This window comes from Grimontia celer, assembly GCF_900055185.1.
GTDB lineage: Bacteria > Pseudomonadota > Gammaproteobacteria > Enterobacterales > Vibrionaceae > Enterovibrio > Enterovibrio celer.
The window spans coordinates 367064-382607 of sequence record NZ_FIZX01000002.1 but is presented as its reverse complement, the minus strand read 5'-3'; the positions used below and the strand labels follow the sequence as shown (position 1 = coordinate 382607).

The window sequence follows — 15544 nt, the reverse complement described above, 5'->3', positions numbered from 1 at the left end:
GTCATTATGCTTTTTAGACTTATTGCACTTCTCTCCGGCTTTCTTTTCGGCTTGGGAATGATGATATCCAGTATGGTCAACCCGGCTAAAGTGATCGGATTCCTTGATGTGTTTGGCCAGTGGGACCCAAGTTTGGCCTTTGTGATGGGCGGTGCCCTGATGGTGTTCCTGCCAGGTTATTTTCTGTTCATTCGAAAACAGCCGAAGCCCACATTCGCAACATCTTTCTCTGTAAGCCAAAATCAAGAGATAGATAAAAAACTGGTAAGCGGTTCCCTTATTTTCGGTGTTGGCTGGGGAATGGCAGGTATCTGCCCAGGCCCCGCCATCACTGCTCTCGGATCAGGTTCAGGGGTGATTGTCTTGTTTTTTGCCAGCATGCTCATTGGTATGTATCTGGTTAACATATTCACAGAAAAGAAAGCTAAATTGGCTTACCAAGTTCAGGGATAAGTAATATTTTTCTCTAAACAGGTCACATTATATTTGTCTACGGCGGGAAGTTGCTCATTTACATTCCCGCTCAAAAATTGATCAGCGTCAATTTTACTCCTCCGAATCACTCCTCTTATTCTGCTCAAAATTTGCGCTTTATTTACAATTATTACAATTTAATTGAGAAAATAAGTGTCCATATTAAAAGTCACCATGCATAAAATAAACTGCAAACATATGTAATTCTATTTATATGTCCATTAAACTAATTGCAATAGGTTAGGAATATTTAACATTTCTCTGACAAAAAAATTCCGTGACCCAATTCAAACAAAGTAAAAAATAATGACGAATCTCATCTGATTTAAGCATTAGACAAGAAAACTAATTTCATATATATATTCGTGACCAATATCAAATTATCTTCTCATTTATATTCAACAAATTAATTACTCAACAGATTTACAACCACCCCACACTGTCTCACATGTGATTTTCTGGTTCATCATTGAAATAAATAGGTCTGGTAAGTCAGGTAGATTAATTTGAATATCAGATATATCTTATGTTTCGACTTTGGTTATTTAAGCGAGATTTTTATCTTTTTCATTTTCGCTTTTAAATAATGATTGTTTAGATTTTACTTACAAAATAAATGGAGTTTCCAATCATGATGCTTTCAATGTTCTCAGACTTTCTGAAGTCTTTCGCTCGTGACGAGCGCGGCGTAACAGCTATCGAATACGCAATCATCGGTGTTGCTATCTCTGCAATTGTTCTTGCAGTTATAACAGAAGGTGGTCTTGGTCAAGCGTTGAGCGATGCAATGGATACAATTGATTCCAACATCGGTTCCGCTAATGACTTCTCTGCAGGCGGCGGCGGTGCAGGCGAATAATTAACGAATTGGTCTGATACCTACTCGAATGTTCCTCGTTGATTTAGTCCTGATAACTATTTCTATGGTTATTGTTTATTCGGACATCAAAGAGCGAAAAATAAGCAACAGGTTAAATTTAGCTGTATTAGCCTGCTGCTTACTCATCGCCTATGAGAATAAAAGCATTGAGTTGCATATACTTAGAGGTTTTATTGTTGTTTTTTTCGGCATGTTTTTGTTCTCATTGGGAATAATTGGTGCTGGCGACGTAAAACTCTTTTCGGCATACGCCTTGATCATCGACAGCCAATTTTGGTTGCTAACTTTAGTTTCGATCACCTTTGTAGGCGGCTTTGTAGCCATTTTCATCTTACTAAAATCTAAGTTCTTGAAAAGTAGTCGTATAAGGGGGGTTCCATATGGCTTTCCAATTGTTGTTTCCAGTTTGTTCTTCATTCACCTGAGTGCAATTAGCTAAATTCCCTGCCATGTGTACGTGACATACCGAGTAGACAAATGAGCCAAAGACTTTTTTTTGTTATCGCCGTACTGACAATCACTATTGGTCTCTTAGGTTTGACCGGAATGTTCAGGTTCAATCAAACCCCAATTGTAGATACTTCAGTACCAACCTTTCAGGTTGCCCAGCTGCAAACTCCCTTGAAAAAAGGGGACATTCTGACTCGGGAAAACGTAAGGTATTTTCGCGTTAAAGAGCAGAAAGCAATGCAAAATGGCATCGCGCAAGATACTCGATTAGAAATCGTTGGGGGCATGATTGCAGCCAAAGATATCTCAAACATTTCCTACATCACCCAAAATGATTTCATTTCGCCTGGCGATCCGGGCTATATCGAGGCAGCAATAAAGCCAGGTATGACACCCTATTCGTTTAGTCTTACCAATCGCGACTTCTTAGGTTCGGGGATTGCAGTTGGGGATTATATCGATGTGTTGGTACTTACATCTGATGACCAAAACATCGGCGAATCAGGGCGAAATAGATCAATTAACTCTTTCCGCACTCTTTCCGTTTCTCCCTTGCTCAATAATGTAAAAATCCTCGCTATTGAAGGAGATAACAAACCTAACAGCGATAGTTTGCCAATCACCATCGAACTGGCAAGAGAACAAGTAGGAAAAATGGTCATTGCAAGGCGAATTGGAATTATTGAAGTGGTTAAGTCATTAAGCCAATCAGCAGCCATCAGCATGAATGCCGACACACACGATGTGTTGCCCAACTTTAAATCGGTCATCGAGATCCGTGGCCAAAATAAAGCTTTTAATTAGAGAGCAAGGAATGCTGAATTTCCGTTTCCATAACATTATTTTCACCACTATTTTGCTAACAGCTTCGCTGACTGCACAAGCAGCAGGGATTATAAACTTAGGTACCGGCGACGCCAGATCTATGCACTTTGATTCCACCATAGGAACCATATTCATCGCTGATCCGGAGATTGCCGACTATCAAGTAATCGATAACAACCGTTTAGTCGTTTTTGGAAGGAATATTGGGACTACATCCTTGATTGTCTTCAGTGACAAGAGCACTACATTGCTAGAAAAGCGCATCGTCGTAAACAAAAGCCTTATTAGTATTGAGCAAATGATCGCGTCTCAATACCCAAATGCCAGCGTGTCAGTGCTTAATTTAGGTGACCGAGTAGTATTGGGAGGAACTGTCCCTACCCAAAAGGAAAAAGACGAAATCTATGCCATGGTAGGAGAACTACTTACCAAGGCTCCCTCTGAAAAAGCTAAAACTCTGGTTTCTATCAATACTGACACTCCTGATATAGAAATTGATTACCTTGCACACAAGGTTTATCACGGAGTTGTTAATAATTTAGAAGTAACAGTCACTAAGCAAGTCAACGTTAAGCTCACTATTGCCGAAGTGAACAGCTCAATCGTCAATGAGTTAGGTATCCAATGGGGTACAGCATTCGAAAATGTGTTCAATAATGGCCAATTCTTTCGAGCAATAACTGGACTTGGTGATGCAGGTAGCAATATTGCCTCGTACATTTCTGCCATCAATGATGACAGAATTGGTCAGGTGTTATCCGAACCCAACCTTTCCGTCATATCGGGAGAAACAGCCAGTTTTCTGGTAGGTGGTGAAGTTCCAGTGTCTTACCTGACATCAGACGGATACGTGATCGACTACAAGTCTTTCGGAATCGGTTTAGAACTCGCAGCGGAAGTCCAGCGAGATGACAAAATCATGTTAACGCTCATACCATCTGTAAGTTCAGTTGACGAACAGTTCGGTGAAACAGCACTCGATATTCCAGCATTTCGTGTTCGTCGTGCACAAACTACCATTGAGCTTGGAGATGGGGAGAGTTTCGTATTGGCCGGACTCCTGAGTACTGAAGACCAAGAATCTCTGTCAAAAATTCCATTTATCGCCGATGTGCCAATCTTGGGTGCAATGTTCCGTCACTCAACAACAACTCGGCGAAAAACAGAGCTGGTTATTGTTGCTACTGTCTCATTGGTAGCACCAATCTCCTCTGCAAACATCACACTGCCTTCCATGAAGTCAACGAGCACATTGTCGAGGTTCTTCGGAATCGATTTCGAATCCACACCTGACACGGCAAAGTGGCAAGAAGAGATTTTAGCGACTGGGGGCTTCAAGAAATGATCGCAATCAAATTCTACTTTGTGACAGCAATAGTCATTGGAGCACTAACCCTGACCGGGTGCCAACAGGTGCATCATCTAGCGGTAGAGGGTGGTGATCTAACAGTTACCCCTGTCACTTACACCTATACCATCAGCTTAAAAAACAAAAAGCGATTCCAAGCTAAGGAAGAGTTATTCGCCTACTTGAGGGAGAACAAGAAAAGGTTGCTAATCTATGGTGCTGAAATTTCCTGGAAAGGAAAAAACGCCAAAAAACTGGCTCAAGATGCATCAACGTGGCTTGTTGAGTCTGGAACGCCAAGTGAGTTAGTTAACCTAAGGTCAAGCGACTCAGAGGCATTGAGCATGATTTCTCTGTCAACGACGATTTACCAGGTTCAAACACGAACCTGTAATGAGCGCGTCATTGGTCAGTATCAATCAGGTGATGATGGCTGCTATTCAGATAACCTGAGGTGGCAAGCTATGTTGCATCCAGACAGAAAACTGGCAGGCCAAAACCGCATTACAGTTTTACCGCAAAACGGCCAGTGAGAGAGACGAAATGATCTTTGACGAACTACTAAAGAAAGATTCGACGAGTGAGCTCTCTAACCTTGGCAATCAATCTGGCATCAAGGTTATACAGTTTCATAAAACAGATGCATCTAAGACATTGGTTGAGGAAACATTTCGTTTTATCGGCGAGTCACAGCCAACTGCTTACACATACAAATTTGACGAAGTTCCCGGGCAAGTCGAAGAACTACGCGCCCAAGTCGCCATTATTGATCTCGTGGAGTGTGATGACATTTTAAAAGAGTGTCGCCAACTTTCTGAGCGCCTCCCAACATCACTTTCTGTTCTGATTATAGGTAGCGTAGATTCTATTTCTGTGGTCAGAGAGCTGAAGACGTTTGGTTTTTATTATCTGCTGTGGCCAGTTTCAAAAATTGAGCTCGCCGAGTTCATAGAAGGTGTATTGGCCCAACATGAAGCCGCTAACTTCAAGCACCGCCGACGCGCAAAGCGTATCGGGATAATAGGAACACGCGGAGGCATTGGCACATCTCTCATCACAGCAGAGCTAGGATGGCTGCTTTCAAATGATAAGCAAGCTTCCTGTGTAGTCGTCGATAACAACTACATTTCAGGGAATCTGGATATATTCCTTGGCGTGAAGAATCGAGAGAAACGCAAACTCAATGCGGTTGAATCAGGAGGTAATATCGATGAAGCAATCGCAAAATCCCTCGTTACCAGAGTTAATCACCGCTTGGATTATCTCGCTCTAGGGTTGGATAACGAATCATCATCAGACTTCCATGAAGTAACCAATACAGTAATTGGAAACCTCTCTAGCGAAACCAACTTTATCATTGACGATCTTTCAGCATCTGTAGGTTTCGACATAAGGCCAACTATTTTGATGAAGCAACTTGATGTTGCAGTGGTCGTCATGGACCCCACCATTTCTTGTTTGAGAGAAACGGCAGCTCTGCTTAATAACATAAAAAAACACATAGAAGAAAATGAGCTAAGAAAAGCAGTACGAATCATTCTTGTGCTGAACAAACATCGGGCTTCTAGATTTCATAGTGTGACTGAGGCTGAAATTGTCAAATACCTCAACGTACCCATTGATATCGTACTTCCATACGAGATTTCTGCCGAAGAAGCATTAGTTAGCGGCAACATGTTGAGCAGCGGGAAAACCAAACTGGGTAGCCAACTGCGCGCCCTGTGTTCTTTAATCGTTGGAGAAGAAGCCACACCAAGTCGCGTTAAAAGCCTGTTCCCCTTTTTCCGTAAGAAGGGAGCTAATCAATGAATCCTTCTCGTCAGCTATACGTCTCTCTACGAACCAGAATTTTTGACGCTTTAGATGCGGAAGCTGTTTCCACATTGAGCAGAGAAGATTTAAAAAATCAGCTATCTCAGGCTATTTCTTTGTTGCTGGAGCAAGACAAAGAGGCAGTCTCAGCGTCACAGCGTAATGAGTTCGTTAGCATGCTTTATGACGAACTTCGCGGTTTAGGGCCAATTCAAGCTTTAATGGAAGATGACTCAATATCTGACATTATGGTTAACGGACCTAACAATGTTTTCATCGAGCGACAGGGCCTGGTTGAGAAGTCACGCATCACCTTTATGGATGACATGCAGCTCGTCAACGTGGCTAAGCGCATCGCAGCTAGGGTTGGCCGTCGTGTTGATGACTCCATTCCTCTGTGTGACGCCCGCCTTGAAGATGGCAGCCGAGTCAACATTGTTCTTCCCCCCATCGCCATTGATGGTGCATCAATCTCCATCCGTAAATTCAAAAAGCAAAGCATCAGTTTTGGCGATCTTATCGAGTTTGGGGCCGTCAGTCCGGAAGTCGCCAAGCTGATGATTATCGCTTCTAGGTGCCGTCTGAATGTCGTGATATCAGGTGGTACGGGTTCCGGTAAAACCACCATGATGAATGCGCTGTCTCAGTACGTATCTGAGAGTGAACGTATTGTCACTATTGAGGATGCCGCAGAACTTAGACTTCAACAACCACATGTTGTGCGTCTTGAAACACGTACCGCAGGTATTGAAGGCACAGGCGAAGTCAATCAACGCCAATTAGTGATTAATGCTCTTCGGATGCGTCCAGATCGCATCATCATCGGTGAGTGTCGGGGCGCAGAAACATTCGAAATGCTTCAAGCGATGAACACGGGCCACGATGGCTCAATGACAACTCTCCACGCCAACAGCCCACGCGATGCAATCTCACGTATTGAGAGCATGGTCATGATGGCAACTTCTTCTCTGCCACTTGAAGCTATACGCCGCACCGTCGTCAGTGCAATAGATATCATCATTCAAATCAGTCGATTACATGACGGTAGCCGTAAGGTCATGAGCATCTGTGAAGTGGTAGGTATGGAAGGTGACGGAGTAGTAATGGAAGAAATTTTCCGTTTTGAACACCAAGGTTTTTCAAGCCAAGGCCGCATTCTGGGGCGTTTTATCACATCGGGGTTAATGGAACGTTCTGCTCTCTATGAAAAAGCACGCTATTTCGGCTTGGACAGTGAGCTAAAAAGTATATTTAGCGGGATGCAAGCATGATCGAAAACTTGTTTTTCATTGGTTTAATAGGTGTAGGCCTTTATATCATGAGGAGGCAAGCTCAGCTTAGCGAACGCAGAGAAAGCATGTTGCGAGAAAACAATACTCTGCCTGAAACAAAGTTAATTGAGAACCGAGCCGTTGATATGGAGGCGCTATCCAAAACCACGTTCACGCAGCGTCTGTCTAGGTCTCTAAGAAACATTTACTACGACATTGGCGACTATGCGATTCTCAAAGTATTGGCTTACTATTTTGCCGCGACATTTGTTGGAGAATTTGTTTTTGTCACTGTCTTCGGGTTTAGCTCACAAGCTTCCCTTATCATTACCTACCCAATAGTGACATTTATCGGAATTCGTTATCTGGAGTATCGAACCCAAAAAGAGTTTGAAGATAACTTTCCGGATGCGCTCAACATGATTGCCAGCTCAGTATCCGCAGGTGAGAGTTTACTTCATGCGATTCAATATGTTGGAAAATCTCTCGACAATATCGTCGGCCGTGAATTTAAAACCATGGGGGAACGTCTAAACCTAGGTGAGTCAACTGAGTCTGTTTTCGCCAGGGCATGTCAACGATTTCCTACTCCAACGTTCCAGTTTTTCGTGATTGCCATGCGGGTAAACGTAAACCGCGGTGGTCAGTTACGTCGGGTCATTAACAACCTTAACCGAGTACTTTTTGACGCTAAGAGTATTGAAATGAAAAAGAAGGCATTAACAGCGGAAGCTCGAATGTCTTCTTACATTATCTGTGCAATCCCATTTTTCTTCTTATTCGTTGTTTTGCGGTTTCTTGCACCGGAAAACTACGACTACGTCATGTATGACCCCAGAGGTAGGTATTTGCTCTACTACACTCTGGCGAGTGAGGCGATTGGTATTGGTATCATTGCTTGGCTAATGAGGAGTGTGAAGTAGTGAATAGTCCATATACGCTCCTCTTTATCATTCTGATTGCAATTGGCGCTGCCATGACCCTTACAATCTTGTTTGGAAATATGAAGCGCAAAAACAGTATCGAACAAGCACTCGATATAAACCAATTAGATAAGCCCTCCACGTTCTCCGACGCTTCTCGTGTTATTGCTTCATTCTTTGCTGCTAGTAATAACGAAATTACAGAGAAATTTATCGGTGCTGGAATCTACAATACAACGCTAGCACCCTACTTTTTCCTAATAAAATACACAGTTTTTGGTGTGGCCTCAGCCATTGTTGTATTGGCTGGCGACGCACCCATTCAAGAGGAAATACTTAACAAAGTCATCTGGTTATCCGTATTGACTCTGGTTTTCGTTATCGGTCCTGACCTTTATTTGGAAATGCGACGCCGCGCGCTCGCCCTCAAAATCACGCGAAAACTTCCATTCCTATTAGACCTGATGGCTACCTGCGTTCAAACAGGGATGACCATTGAATCAACCCTTTTTTATCTTACTTCGGAGATGGCATCTTTCGACCGCGACATCGCATATATGTTGAAGCGGTTAAGTGACAGAGCCAGGACAGTCGGTATTGATCAGGCACTCCAAGATCTCTACGAGCGAGTGCCCTCACCTGAAATGCACAGCTTTGTCATGACCCTGACGCAAAGCATGCAACACGGTACCTCCGTCTATGAAATATTAACCACGCTTTCGAATGACATTAGGAAGATACAGCTCCTCTCTTTGGAAGAGAAAGCAGGAAAGCTGTCATCAAAAATGTCTATTCCCCTGATCATTTTTATCATGATACCTGTCGTCATACTTATCGTTGCTCCGGGTGTAATGAGAATGATGGAGAGACTATGAAACACATAATTGTTGCGGCGTCTTTTCTGGTGTTGACCGCCTGCAGCTCTAGCGGCATCGTTGATGAGTATGCGGGCGAGAAAGGAGAGCAGCTTCTGTTACAAACCGGTAACTATGCTTCACTGGTTAAACGCTATCAGGAGCAACTCAAAGCAAATCCTTCTCCAGAACTAAGACATAAATTAGCAGATGCGCTTTACAAGTCCGGCGATCCTGAAGCGGCACAGTTTCAGTTGGCGTTGATACCATTGGAGGCGATCGAAGACGCGAAGTTGGAGATGCTCAGGGCAAATGTGTTGTACGATCTAGATAGGCTCAACGCTGCAGAAAAACATGTAAATACCGCGCTACGTCTAGATAACGGCAATTCAGAGGCATATAACCTTAAAGGCTTGCTTCTCGCTCAACGAGGTGAGTTAGAAAAGGCAAAACAGGCTTTTGAAAATGCCCGTCTTAATGGTTTTAACGACGCTACAATTAAGAACAACCTAGCCATGGTTGCGATGCTAAGAGGAGACTTTAATCAGGCTGCTGACATTCTTTGGCCTCTGGTTGTCAACGGGCGAGCAGATCAAATCGTAAAAGCCAATTTATTGCTATCACTCGCGAAGTCAGGACGCTCTCGTGAGTTTAGCCAGCTTCTGGCAAGTGAAGGAGATAGAGAAAAGATAGGTAAAAGGTATTCTAGCCTCAACCATGTTAAGCCTTTCAACAGCTTTGCTCAGACCTCAGAAAAACTAGCTTCTCGAGATACTACCAACGCATCAGCAAACAAAAAAGCTGCAACACCCGCGAGGAAGGAAAAAGAGATAGAGCCACAAAAGGATGTTGCTAAAACATTGGTAGCAATCCAAAAGCAAGCCAAACCTATCTCTGCTCTTCCAAAGAATTCAACCATTATAGAAACGGATGAAGACAAAAAAGTTGTTATCACTGCTCAAAACTCCAGCATAACTTCCATTGCATCGGAAAAACCTGACCCTCTTGAACTGGCCCGCCAACGGGTGAAAGCTGCGATGGAAGCAAAGAAGGATAAAGAAGAACTCGTCGCTCAACAGCAAGCTTTAAAGATGTCGCAAGAAAGCACCAAAAAGACCTCGAAGAAAAATAAGCGAACGAGATACTTGTTAACTGATATGCGCTATCTGCCAGCTGACGGAGGAAGTGAATACATCGCCACATCCGACTTCGAGCTAGGAAAAATCAATTCTCAATATCTTGAGAAACGTAAAAAGTGGGTTTTTGACGTTCAAGGTGCAAAAGACTTCACAACCAAGAGAAAGCGTTACCTAAAAGACGGTCCGGCCAAATCTATTGAACTTGGTGAACACAAAAGCTTTGTCCGTATCGTGCTTGAAATGCGCGAGAATACAAAAGAAAAACCAGAAATAACGGTGCAGGGAAAGACCCTAACAATTCGTTGGGATGGCTAAGATGAATTCGCTTAATAGGCAGTTATCACCGGGAAAAAATAATCAAAACGGTTTAGTTACCACCGAGTTTGTCATTGGTTTTTTGCTCTTTTTTTTCTTTCTCATGTTTTGGGTTGAGATTTGTGTCATTGGTTACCTCTCATCTGTTGTTGATTACGCAATTGCAGAATCCTCTCGTACCGCAAGGGCATCTGCGAACGCGAACTATGACGCGGTTTTTCGCAATGCAATTCGTAATAGTGGCGACTTTTGGACGAGCGTTGTAGACCCCAATAAATTCACCGTTTCCGTAGAGTTTTACAACTCTATAAACGAAGCTGCTTCTCGAGTAGGAAGCTCCGTTGGGTCAGATAAGCCAATAGCCCTTTACCGCGTCAGTTATCAATATGAGCCCATGTTTTCTTATTTGTATGATGCCGACACGATGAATTTTACCCGGGAAGTCTTTGCTATTCAGGAATTTGAACGTGACCAATTTAGCCAATAAACAAAAAGGCACCTTTACTATTGAGCTGGTGATGGTTCTTATTTTGTTCAGTTTTGTTGTTGTATTTACCATGGATATTGTCTCAAAGCAGGCAGTTGCGGGTAAGTTAGACCGCCTAGCCTATTCCACCGTCAGTCTCATTAAAGAACGAACACAGCTTTTTGATGGGGAAGACGACATGTCGACAGTTGAAGCTGCCACATTTTTGCGCTTAGTCTCAGAGTCACTAGAGGCAACAATGGAAAGTTTCGATTCGAGCCGATTAGGCGTTTTCATTGAACAACAACGCTTTAACAGTGAGCAGCAACCTATCTCTTCGGGCAGTGGGAACGGTACCTTTGACCTTGGTGGCTATAATTGCGAACCCGCCACTCGGCTAAGTCAAAAATTAGAATTAGCCCCAGTCACTAATTTCGGCAACCGATTAACACTATATCAAGTCACTATCTGTTATCGCACAGACAATATGTTCGGTGAGTTAATGGGTGAGACTTGGGAACTCGCTCGTTCAACTGCAATATCTGTTGCTCGGTAGGAAGAATTGGCATGTACTCTAGAATTAACAATCAGCGCGGTATAGCAACAATATTCTACGTTGTTATTTTCCCTCTCTTACTGAGTGTTTTTGTTCTTGCAATAGAGTCCACTCGATACCTCCAGACTCATGCAAGAGTCAATGATGGCGTAGAGATGGCGTCTCTTGCAGTGGCAGCAAACGCATCTACATCCAATCAAGAAAATAGGATTCTGGCAAAAGGGTTTGTCGATAATTTTGCCCCAGATGGCGATATAGACCTATCAGACATTAGTATTCAGCGATTGAGTTGTGATGAAATCTATGGCGAGGATTGCGGAAAGCCTGGTGTTTATGACAGAGACGGATTCATATTTACCCAGTATAAAGTGAACGTTGAATCAGATTTCACAAGCTGGTACCCACAAAATGACTATCGCTACGGATATGACGAAACCGTCACAATGAGTGGAGAAGCAAGAGCAAGGAAATATCAAGGTTTTACAATTGATGTTGCCTTTGTCGCTGACTTTTCAGGCTCAATGCTAGATGATTGGAGCGGAGATGATGATGATGGCGAATTTGCTAATATCAATACAAAATATGAAGGTGTTATCGAAGTTATAAAACGTGTCACAGAAAGGTTGGAGTCTTATAACGACTCCACCGAGCAAGAAATTAACGGCGAGCTATTGGCGAATAAAGCCGCGTTCGTTGGATATAATATGTATCCTCACAATGGCACTACCTTTTACAGCGACGTCCAATACCTAAATAATTCAGGAAATAGATCTTGGCGTTGGTGGCAGAATATCCCAAACATCAACTATGGTGCGACGGTCGCTAACCCATTGGGGGGTTCCCAAACTACCATCTCTAATAGAGATCCAAATGACAGCTCAGTCTTTGGCACGTTAGCTCTCACCGATGATTTTCTAACTTTCCGTTCAATCATAGATGGGTTCTATCCCAGTCACGGTACAGCCTCGTATGAAGGCATTCTTAGTGCTGCAAAAATTGTTAACAATGGTGAAAATGTACGGAAATTGATCATCGTCTTGTCAGACGGAGCGGATTGGCATCCTGACTATGCTGGTGACACCCGTTACCCATCCTACGCAGCGCTGAGACTTTATAATGCTGGGCTTTGCGACAACATTATTAATCGCTTAGAGCAAAGACAGATTAATGGCCGTAACGTTGAAGCACGTATCTTTGTTATTGGTTTTGGCTATGACATCGACAGAAACCCGGGTCTTCAAACCTGCGCTGGCGCCGAGAACATTCAATCGGCAAGTTCGTATCAAGATATTTATAATACGGTTCTTGAGCTTATCAGTGAAGAAGTTGGCCGTTTGTACTTTGGAAGTTAAGGAAACAATGGGAACGCTATGAAGGCATCTATTTCGCTAACTGCAATTGCTTTGACTTTGATGGCTCAATCAGCGTCAGCAAACACTATTTCGACGACTGTATTTGAGGATATTTGTTCAGATAAAAATACTGAGGTCGCTTTCCGTATTGAAGTTGGTCAATCAACGGAAGTCTTTTTCCACAAAGATCAATATATTCAATTAGAAAGGCCTATGAAGGCTCACCCTACAACTCCGCTCTTCATAGACGCCCTCGCAAACGCAGGCCTTAACAAAGAATGTGCAGAATTATTGGTACGTGAAACCCCTAAAGTTCAACAAGGAAAGAGCGGATTAATCGCCAAAGTACACTTCGGATTTGATAAGTCCTCCCTGACTCCAACAGGCAAGAAGATCCTGGCGGGGATAGTCGATTCTATTAAAACCTCATCAACACCACTTTCCATCACAGGTCATACAGACAGCATAGGTTCGCACGCTTATAACCTGACCTTGGGTCTGAAACGCGCAGAGTCAGTCAAAGGCTACTTGGTTAGTGCTGGCGGAGACAAGAAGCAACTCAAAACTGTCTCTGCAGGGGAAACCAAGCCCGTACAAAGCAACAAAACAGCAGCGGGTAGAACCGAGAACCGTCGTGTCGAGGTGGCTGCAGTGCCTTTGCCTGTTTCACCTGAAGCCTCAAAATAACTGTTTCAGGTCGTATGAGTATATTGACCCGCTATGATTAGCGGGTTTTTACTCTTTGGGTCACACTAAAAGAACTATCACCCATGGAGGGAAGGCTCATGATCAAATGTGCCGAATATGACTATGTTGAAATCGCCTGTTTGTATCACTACCCAGTGAGGTTAGTGATGAAAGACGGTAGCGTTAACGAAGGCATTGCCAAAGATACCGCGCGAAATATCCAGAAAGAGGAATGTTTGGTGTTGGATGTCGGTGGTGAAGAAGTGTTGGTTGTGCTCGACAATGTTACCTCGATGAAGGCCTTAGTTGATAACCCTCACTTCAGTGAAATCACCTTCAGCTAAGTCGCCAGCACTTACTATTAGAAAAAGATTGGAACAAAAATTCCATTTCCTATTCTCTAACGAAATATTACACTTGCCATAGACGTGCTAAATCAGGGAACGCTATGGCAACTGCAACTCACCTCGCTGAATTACAGCAACAAATCCGTCACCGCTACCACGACCTGAGTAAACGGCTTCAGCAGGTAGCTCACTATGTGTTGGATAACCCCAATAGCATTGCTTTCGACACTGTTGCCGTCATTGCTACTCACGCGAATGTTCCTCCTTCGACACTGATCCGCTTTGCCAATGCGTTTGAATTCAGTGGCTTCAACGAAATGAAGCAACTATTCCGCAAAAACCTTGTTGAGGAAACAAGCAGCTATACCGAACGCGCCCGCCTTCTGCAAAACGCCCAAGGTGAAGAAAGAGAACTGGAAACGCCGTCAGACATTCTCCAACAATTTAGTCACGCCAATACCGTCGCGCTTCAGGAACTCTCCAATGCAATCGCACCCGAGCAGTTGGATGCAGCCGTCGATCTGCTGGAAAACGCGGAAACCATATACATCGTAGCGATGCGTCGTGCTTTCAGCATCGCCTCATATCTGGGTTATGCGCTTCGTCATCTCGAGCGCCGTGTTGTGATTGTCGACGGGTTCGGCAGCATGGCAGCTGAGCAGTTAGCCTTGGTGGGCAAAAACGACGTGGTGATTGGTGCGAGCTTCTCCCCTTACTCGCCAGAAACGGTTGACTTGTGTGAGTTCGCCGCAACGAAAAATGCAAAACAAATCATTTTTACCGACAGTCAGGTGAGCCCATTGGCGGCAAACAGCGACGTATGCTTTGTGATTAAAGAAGCAGAGGTCGAATCCTTTCGCTCCCAAACCGCAACACTCTGTTTGGCGCAGAGTCTGGCGGTATCATTGGCATTCAGGCTCAGCAGGAAATAGTCAAAGAAGCCCGCTGATCCCATCAACAGAAAGCTTCACGCCAGACACGAAAAGAAACAGGTAGCAAAGCTGATAGATGCGCGCCTGACTGACGCGGTGAAGAAGCTTCACGCCCATCGCCACGCCAATAGGTGCCAATGGCATGAGTATCAAAGCCGTTGATAAGTTGCTGGCGTCGAATTCGCCAAGAGCCGCGTAGGGAATAAGTTTCACTACATTTAACATCGCGAAGAACACCGCCATAGTAGCCACCAGCGTCACTTTTTCGAGTCTGAGAGGAAGCAGATAGATACTCGCAGGGCCACCACCTGCGTGAATTGTAGTGCTGGAAAATCCACTCACACCGCCCCAAAGCGTGGCTGCTAGCGCATTGTTTCGCCTCCTAGCGGGCTTCGCCATTCCTAACAGGCTCAGTAAATACTGACCACAAAACCATAGCGACAATACCCCAATCGTCAGCTTCAATCCGGCCTGAGAAACGGCTTGCATGTAGAAGCCTGCGAGTGCAACGCCCACCAGCGCGCCCGGCAGCATCTTCTTGATCACTGAATAATCAGCCTTGCGGTAGTGATAGCGAACGGCGAATACGTCCATCACAAGAAGAATAGGTAACAAGATTGCCGCGGCCTGTGTCGGTGCTATCGTCAGCGCCATTAAAGGAACAGCGATGATACCCAGTGCGCCACCCAACCCACCTTTACCGATACCGTAAATCAGTACGGCAGGGATGGCCATCAAGTAGAACAAAGGGTCAGTGATAAATTCCAAGCGCGCAATCTCGTTATTGTCTACATACCCAAATAACCTGAAGATGCAGGATTCAGGTTATTTGGGTATGTAGACAATATCACTAATGCAGATGAGTAATGCGTCACGGGGCTAAGAAAAACAACGCCCGCGTAATGCGGGCATT

At 44.1% G+C, this 15544-nt stretch carries 18 protein-coding genes; 17 read left to right on the top strand and 1 reads right to left on the bottom strand.

Annotated elements, in window-relative coordinates:
- Window positions 1–6: 6 nt before the first annotated feature.
- The 17 genes from GCE9029_RS11930 (at window position 7) to GCE9029_RS11850 (ending at window position 14631) form a co-directional block, all read left to right on the top strand.
- Window positions 7–453, top strand: coding sequence for a YeeE/YedE family protein (locus GCE9029_RS11930; protein ID WP_062663481.1), 447 nt, complete (start codon window positions 7–9; stop codon window positions 451–453).
- Window positions 454–1108: 655 nt separating this feature from the next.
- Window positions 1109–1333 carry a Flp family type IVb pilin gene (locus GCE9029_RS11925; protein ID WP_062665621.1) on the top strand — a complete coding sequence of 75 codons (225 nt, stop codon included), beginning with the start codon at window positions 1109–1111 and terminating at the stop codon, window positions 1331–1333.
- A gap of 28 nt (window positions 1334–1361) precedes the next feature.
- The gene (locus GCE9029_RS11920) at window positions 1362–1793 is read left to right on the top strand and encodes an A24 family peptidase (protein WP_062663480.1); all 432 of its coding nucleotides are present in this window, start codon (window positions 1362–1364) and stop codon (window positions 1791–1793) included.
- Window positions 1794–1831: 38 nt separating this feature from the next.
- Window positions 1832–2608, top strand: coding sequence for a Flp pilus assembly protein CpaB (gene cpaB / locus GCE9029_RS11915; RefSeq protein ID WP_062663479.1), 777 nt, complete (start codon window positions 1832–1834; stop codon window positions 2606–2608).
- A gap of 10 nt (window positions 2609–2618) precedes the next feature.
- Entirely contained in the window at window positions 2619–3974 is a 1356-nt protein-coding gene (locus tag GCE9029_RS11910; RefSeq protein WP_062663478.1) for a type II and III secretion system protein family protein, read from the top strand.
- Window positions 3971–4510: a hypothetical protein gene (locus tag GCE9029_RS11905; protein ID WP_062663477.1), complete on the top strand. Its 540-nt coding sequence runs from the start codon at window positions 3971–3973 to the stop codon at window positions 4508–4510. The genes GCE9029_RS11910 and GCE9029_RS11905 overlap by 4 nt, the downstream gene beginning before the upstream one ends.
- A 10-nt stretch (window positions 4511–4520) precedes the next feature.
- On the top strand, window positions 4521–5786 hold the full coding sequence (locus GCE9029_RS11900; protein ID WP_062663476.1) for a CpaE/TadZ family protein: 1266 nt from the start codon (window positions 4521–4523) through the stop codon (window positions 5784–5786).
- Window positions 5783–7060, top strand: a complete 1278-nt coding sequence (locus tag GCE9029_RS11895; protein ID WP_062663475.1) for a TadA family conjugal transfer-associated ATPase — start codon at window positions 5783–5785, stop codon at window positions 7058–7060. Before GCE9029_RS11900 ends, GCE9029_RS11895 begins: the two co-directional genes overlap by 4 nt.
- The gene (locus GCE9029_RS11890) at window positions 7057–7983 is read left to right on the top strand and encodes a type II secretion system F family protein (RefSeq protein ID WP_062663474.1); all 927 of its coding nucleotides are present in this window, start codon (window positions 7057–7059) and stop codon (window positions 7981–7983) included. Before GCE9029_RS11895 ends, GCE9029_RS11890 begins: the two co-directional genes overlap by 4 nt.
- On the top strand, window positions 7983–8858 hold the full coding sequence (locus GCE9029_RS11885; RefSeq protein ID WP_062663473.1) for a type II secretion system F family protein: 876 nt from the start codon (window positions 7983–7985) through the stop codon (window positions 8856–8858). The genes GCE9029_RS11890 and GCE9029_RS11885 overlap by 1 nt, the downstream gene beginning before the upstream one ends.
- Window positions 8855–10291: an AMIN domain-containing protein gene (locus tag GCE9029_RS11880; RefSeq protein WP_062663472.1), complete on the top strand. Its 1437-nt coding sequence runs from the start codon at window positions 8855–8857 to the stop codon at window positions 10289–10291. Before GCE9029_RS11885 ends, GCE9029_RS11880 begins: the two co-directional genes overlap by 4 nt.
- 1 nt (window position 10292) lies before the next feature.
- The gene (locus GCE9029_RS11875; protein ID WP_062665620.1) at window positions 10293–10778 is read left to right on the top strand and encodes a TadE/TadG family type IV pilus assembly protein; all 486 of its coding nucleotides are present in this window, start codon (window positions 10293–10295) and stop codon (window positions 10776–10778) included.
- Window positions 10759–11313, top strand: coding sequence for a tight adherence pilus pseudopilin TadF (gene tadF, locus GCE9029_RS11870; RefSeq protein ID WP_082804338.1), 555 nt, complete (start codon window positions 10759–10761; stop codon window positions 11311–11313). Before GCE9029_RS11875 ends, tadF begins: the two co-directional genes overlap by 20 nt.
- Window positions 11314–11324: 11 nt before the next feature.
- Window positions 11325–12665, top strand: coding sequence for a TadE/TadG family type IV pilus assembly protein (locus tag GCE9029_RS11865; RefSeq protein ID WP_062663471.1), 1341 nt, complete (start codon window positions 11325–11327; stop codon window positions 12663–12665).
- A gap of 18 nt (window positions 12666–12683) precedes the next feature.
- Window positions 12684–13352 (top strand): OmpA family protein, encoded by a 669-nt coding sequence (locus GCE9029_RS11860; protein ID WP_062663470.1) that lies wholly within the window; start codon window positions 12684–12686, stop codon window positions 13350–13352.
- A gap of 98 nt (window positions 13353–13450) precedes the next feature.
- Entirely contained in the window at window positions 13451–13696 is a 246-nt protein-coding gene (locus tag GCE9029_RS11855) for a Rho-binding antiterminator (RefSeq protein ID WP_062663469.1), read from the top strand.
- A gap of 104 nt (window positions 13697–13800) precedes the next feature.
- Window positions 13801–14631: a MurR/RpiR family transcriptional regulator gene (locus tag GCE9029_RS11850; protein WP_062663468.1), complete on the top strand. Its 831-nt coding sequence runs from the start codon at window positions 13801–13803 to the stop codon at window positions 14629–14631.
- Here the strand turns inward: GCE9029_RS11850 and GCE9029_RS11845 are convergent, their stop codons facing one another.
- Window positions 14632–15399, bottom strand: coding sequence for a sulfite exporter TauE/SafE family protein (locus GCE9029_RS11845; RefSeq protein WP_157487808.1), 768 nt, complete (start codon window positions 15397–15399; stop codon window positions 14632–14634).
- Between the last annotated feature and the right edge of the window lie 145 nt (window positions 15400–15544).

What these genes read in the sequence shown, in the direction of transcription:
- GCE9029_RS11930 (WP_062663481.1), top strand. Translation starts at nt 7, where the DNA reads ATGCTTTTTAGACTTATTGCACTTCTCTCCGGCTTTCTTTTCGGCTTG.
- GCE9029_RS11925 (WP_062665621.1), top strand. Translation starts at nt 1,109, where the DNA reads ATGCTTTCAATGTTCTCAGACTTTCTGAAGTCTTTCGCTCGTGACGAG.
- GCE9029_RS11920 (WP_062663480.1), top strand. Translation starts at nt 1,362, where the DNA reads ATGTTCCTCGTTGATTTAGTCCTGATAACTATTTCTATGGTTATTGTT.
- cpaB (WP_062663479.1), top strand. Translation starts at nt 1,832, where the DNA reads ATGAGCCAAAGACTTTTTTTTGTTATCGCCGTACTGACAATCACTATT.
- GCE9029_RS11910 (WP_062663478.1), top strand. Translation starts at nt 2,619, where the DNA reads ATGCTGAATTTCCGTTTCCATAACATTATTTTCACCACTATTTTGCTA.
- GCE9029_RS11905 (WP_062663477.1), top strand. Translation starts at nt 3,971, where the DNA reads ATGATCGCAATCAAATTCTACTTTGTGACAGCAATAGTCATTGGAGCA.
- GCE9029_RS11900 (WP_062663476.1), top strand. Translation starts at nt 4,521, where the DNA reads ATGATCTTTGACGAACTACTAAAGAAAGATTCGACGAGTGAGCTCTCT.
- GCE9029_RS11895 (WP_062663475.1), top strand. Translation starts at nt 5,783, where the DNA reads ATGAATCCTTCTCGTCAGCTATACGTCTCTCTACGAACCAGAATTTTT.
- GCE9029_RS11890 (WP_062663474.1), top strand. Translation starts at nt 7,057, where the DNA reads ATGATCGAAAACTTGTTTTTCATTGGTTTAATAGGTGTAGGCCTTTAT.
- GCE9029_RS11880 (WP_062663472.1), top strand. Translation starts at nt 8,855, where the DNA reads ATGAAACACATAATTGTTGCGGCGTCTTTTCTGGTGTTGACCGCCTGC.
- GCE9029_RS11875 (WP_062665620.1), top strand. Translation starts at nt 10,293, where the DNA reads ATGAATTCGCTTAATAGGCAGTTATCACCGGGAAAAAATAATCAAAAC.
- GCE9029_RS11865 (WP_062663471.1), top strand. Translation starts at nt 11,325, where the DNA reads ATGTACTCTAGAATTAACAATCAGCGCGGTATAGCAACAATATTCTAC.
- GCE9029_RS11860 (WP_062663470.1), top strand. Translation starts at nt 12,684, where the DNA reads ATGAAGGCATCTATTTCGCTAACTGCAATTGCTTTGACTTTGATGGCT.
- GCE9029_RS11855 (WP_062663469.1), top strand. Translation starts at nt 13,451, where the DNA reads ATGATCAAATGTGCCGAATATGACTATGTTGAAATCGCCTGTTTGTAT.
- GCE9029_RS11850 (WP_062663468.1), top strand. Translation starts at nt 13,801, where the DNA reads ATGGCAACTGCAACTCACCTCGCTGAATTACAGCAACAAATCCGTCAC.